Consider the following 4689-nt stretch of genomic DNA (forward strand, 5'->3'; position numbering starts at 1 on the left):
AACTGCGTGTAGTTAAAAGAAACATCAAATAAGGCATGACCACCTAAACGACGTTTGATTTCAGCCAATGGGTAATAGCGGTGTTGCATTACCGATTTGTAACTGATTTCTACAGCATCAATCAGCTGAGTCCAACTACCATCAGAAATAGATAGCGGTACCGGCAGCATATTGACAAAAAGACCTAGCACTTTTTCACTATCCACGACTTCGGGACGTCCATGGAAAGACACACCAGATACCACTTTGTCACTCGAACTAGCTAACGAAAGTGTCTTCAAATGCGCACAAAGCATAATGGTCTTAAGAGAACAGTTGTGATCATTTGCCATTTGGCGCAAAGCACTTGATTGGCTTGCATCTAAAGCACAAGAAGCTGCGTCAGAAACTGAAGTTTCTAGACAATACTCTTCATTATTGCTTTTTGATGTGCGGGCTAGCTTTATTCTGCCCGGCTCAAAGTTTTCAAGTTTTTGCCAAAAATCATGCTGCTCTTGGTCATTTATGGCTGCCTGTTCACGAGCAATAAAATCTCGATAAGTAGCGCTTATTGGAACTAATTTTTGACTACGGCCATCAAGAAGTTCACCATATATCTGCATCAGTTCGGCTATTAAGCTAGCTTCACTCCAACCATCTAGGATTGCATGATGGAAACTCAGCCCAATATACCAATGACTATTTTCATTAGTGAAAGCCGCGAACCTGATCAGTGGATGTTCAACCTTATCGAACCCACGAATGCGTTCGTTTCGCAACCATTCATCAAGTGTTTCCTGGTCACTATTTTTGATTTTTATAACATCTAATTTAGGCTCCGCATGGCGATAGACCAATTGAAGTGGCACTTCAAAAGTATCCAACGCAATTTCTGTACGTAGAACTGGATGACGCTCCGTTATTATTGCCAACGCTTCATGCAAATGGACTTCGTTAAAGGATTGTGTACAGCGATAGTGGATTATGTCGTGATATATGCCTTTGCCTTCTAACAACAGACTATGGTAAAGCATCCCCTGCTGCAATTGACTGACAGGATAGGCATCTTCAATATCGTCTGAAAGCTGTGTTCGTATAACCTCGCCGATAAGCTCAAAAGGCTCACTATCGCGACTACTAGACTCGTTAATTTGCTCAGAACCAATAGCTGCCGCTAGTGAAGCAACCGTATCGTGTTCAAAAATGTCTTCAAGTGTAAAGTTGATCCCTTCTACAGCACCTCTAGCAGCTAATTGAATACTCAATATAGAGTCTCCACCTAACTCAAAAAAGCTGTCTTTAGAACCTATATCTTCAACTTGTAAAACTTCTCGCCAAATGCCAATTAGTTTATTTTCAAGCGCGGATAAGGGTTGATTATCTTCGCATTCATTTGCCTCTGTTTTTTGAAAAGATATCTCATTCAAAACTGCAGTTCTATCTACTTTACCATTGACTGTTAAAGGCATAGACTCAAGCACAGCTAACTGATGAGGTTGCATATATTCTGGCAATATAGACTTTAAGTACGCTTGCACCTCTTGTTGCTTAACTTGGCCACTAACAGCTGCAAATAATCGCTTGTGACCAGCGTCATCATGTATCCATGTGATGGCATGAACCACACCCTCAAAGCCTTTTAGTGCATGTTCAATTTCCCCAAGTTCTATGCGGTATCCACGCACTTTAACCTGTGCATCTCGTCTACCAAGAAACTCCAAAGCGCCACTAGCGTTATAGCGAACACGATCACCTGTGCGATACATACGGCTACCTGCTGGACCAAAAGGATTTGGTATAAACACGCTTGCCGTTTTAGCACTCTGCCCCCAATAACCATGTGCGAGACCAGCACCGCCAACGTACAATTCACCTGGCACACCTAAAGGTACTGGCTCTCCAGATTCATCTAAAACATAACAACTACTTAGTGATAATGGATAACCAATGGGAACGTCACACTCAGCTTTGTGCGAAGACATTTGGTATAAACAACTAAATGTCGTTGCTTCAGTTGGCCCGTAACCGTTTACAAGACTATTACTCCATGGTGCTTCAAGGTATTGATTTACATGTTTGCCTGACAAAGCGTCACCACCAGCAACCAAACAACGTAAGCCTTTAAGAGCTTCTATGCGCTCATCTATGACAACATGCATTAATGAAGCTGTTAGCCATAACACTGTTACACCGTAATCACTAATATCTGATGCTAACCCATCGACACTGACGCTTCCCGGACGTCCTATAGCGACACAAGCACCATTAAGTATTCCAGCCCACAATTCAAGAGTGGATGCATCAAATACAAGAGGTGCTTGAAGTAACAAAACGTCATCCGCATTAACCGACAGCTCTTTGCTATTGCGGCACAAGCGCACCACCGCACCATCAGGAACTTGCACACCTTTTGGTTTTCCTGTTGAGCCAGAGGTATACATTAAGTAAGAGCCTTGAGATGCGTTACGTTTTGCTGCTGGCACAAACCCAACTTGACGATCATCAAAGGTATGAACATTTAATAACTTCGCACCCTCAAACACATCTGATAGTCCATCATTACAAAGCACTATCTGCACACCCGCATCTTCCATCATCCATTGAAGGCGTTCGCTTGGGTATTGAGCCTCTAATGGGACATATTTAGCCCCAGTACGCACAATTGCCAAAATAGCTGTAACTGCATCTATGCTCCGGGGTAAAAGTACACCAACTCCATCTCCAGGCTTTACACCTTGTTCGGCCAAAACAGAGCCCCATTGCTCCACACGGGACCGTAGTGCGAAATATGACAATTCTTGCTCTCTATCTCGCACAGCAATGCGGCAACCATGACTCTCTACCTGTAATTCAAATTCACTCCATAAATCACTAGTTTCCTCTCCAGCATCCCCTTGCCACTTAGATAATTTATCTAGCGTCTTGTCATCTAGACATTTAATAGTTGAAATAGCATTATCCGGTTTTAAAACTAACGCAGAAGTGAGAGCACAAAAATAGTCCGCCATATTTCGAATTGAGCTTTCAGCGAATAAATCACTGTTATATTCCCAATCCATTACTAATCCTTCAGCCGACTCAAATAATCCAAGCGTCAAATCATATTTAGAGCCTTCTTGCGTTAACCTAATAGGTTCAAATTCGAGGTCTGTAAAATGAACATCTGATTGTTCGTTATTTTGTAAGACCATCACTATTTGAAATAGAGGATTATGACTAAGGCTGCGTGATGGCTTCAGCATTTCAATAAGTTTTACTAATGGAACTTGCTGATGAGCATATGCTTCCTCTAACGTAGTTTTACTTAGATTCAATAAAGAACGTAATGTAAACTCTTCACTCACGTGACTTCTAAGCACCAACATATTGACAAAAAAGCCTATTAAGCCAGCAAGTTCATGTTGTCCTCTATTTGCTGCAGATGCACCCATCACAATATCTTGTTCACCACTAAATCTCGCTAGCAGTATCGAAAATATTGAATGAAGCCCCATAAATAATGTTGCGCCTTCGTGGCGACAAATTGCTTTTAATGAGTTCAGCACTTCGGGCTTTAGCACAGTTCTAACTGTTGAACCGTTAAACGACTGAGTTTCAGGGCGCTGATAATCTAATTTTAGCTGGTGGACAACGGGTAAGTCTGCTAATTGGCCTTGCCAATAATTCAGTGCCTTTTCACCCGCTTCGCTATTCAACCAGTCCTGTTGCCAAAGGGCATAATCTGCATACTGTAGAGCCAGTTCAGGTAAAGGACGATTAGAGCAGGCTATATACCCATTGTATAAGGCGTTAAACTCTTGCAACATAACGGCCATAGACCAGCCATCTGACGCGATGTGATGCATCGTAAGCAGCACAATATGTTGAGTATCAGACTCTTTTATTAACGTTACCCGCAACATCAAATCATTTTCAAAATCAAAAGTTTTGGCTGATTCTTCATTAATAACTTCAAGTAATTTATCTTCATAGTTATTCAGCTCACACTGAGAAATTTCACTGATGTCGACTTTACGTGCGGGTTGAATATATTGACTCGCTTCACCTAGATCATTTGACGTATAAGTTGTTCGCAATATTTCATGTCTTGCTACTAGCGAATCCAATGCATGTTGAAACGCTTCGCGATTAAGCGAGCCTCTGAGTCGGAAAGCAAATGGCATATGAAAGGAACTTCGACAACCATGTACTTGCTGATCAGTCCACAATACTTGCTGATTACAAGACAGTACAAATGAATGCTCTTGAGCATGATTCGCTGATCTATTTCTCGGCTTAACAGCAATTTGTTGTGATTCGTATTGCTTTAAGAACTGCTTAAGCTCCTCTTTACGAACAATAATTTGTTCTCGTAACTCCTGTGTCACGCCACTTTTTGGAAGCTCGCAGATCAGTTGTTGTTGATCTAACTTTAACTTCACTTTGTTATTACGCAGTTCTTTTATTAATTGTTCAATTCTCATAACGTTAAAACCTCAACATTGTCGGAATCAGATTCGTTTGTTTGGTGAATCCACTGATGTGTGTCTATAAGTTCTGCCTGTGCCACAATAGTTGGTGACGCTAAAACGTCTTGAAGGCTGAAGCTGGTTTGAAATTTTTCATTTAGTTGTTTCAACAATTTAGTAACCAATAATGAATGCCCGCCAAGCATAAAGAAGTTGGCATCTCGGCTGATTTGCTCAACACCTAATAAGCCTTGCCACAACG

Annotated in this window: 2 protein-coding genes; both read right to left on the bottom strand. The window is 41.5% G+C overall.

Going from position 1 to position 4689, the window contains the following annotated elements:
* The coding region (locus Q4489_RS18050; protein ID WP_303483295.1) for an amino acid adenylation domain-containing protein at window positions 1-4442 on the bottom strand (4442 nt) is incomplete at its 3' end.
* Window positions 4439-4689, bottom strand: a 251-nt coding sequence (locus Q4489_RS18055; RefSeq protein ID WP_303483297.1) for a phosphopantetheine-binding protein, incomplete at its 5' end; no start/stop codon positions are given. The genes Q4489_RS18050 and Q4489_RS18055, both read right to left, overlap by 4 nt.

Source organism: Thalassotalea sp. 1_MG-2023 (assembly GCF_030546745.1).
GTDB lineage: Bacteria > Pseudomonadota > Gammaproteobacteria > Enterobacterales > Alteromonadaceae > Thalassotalea_C.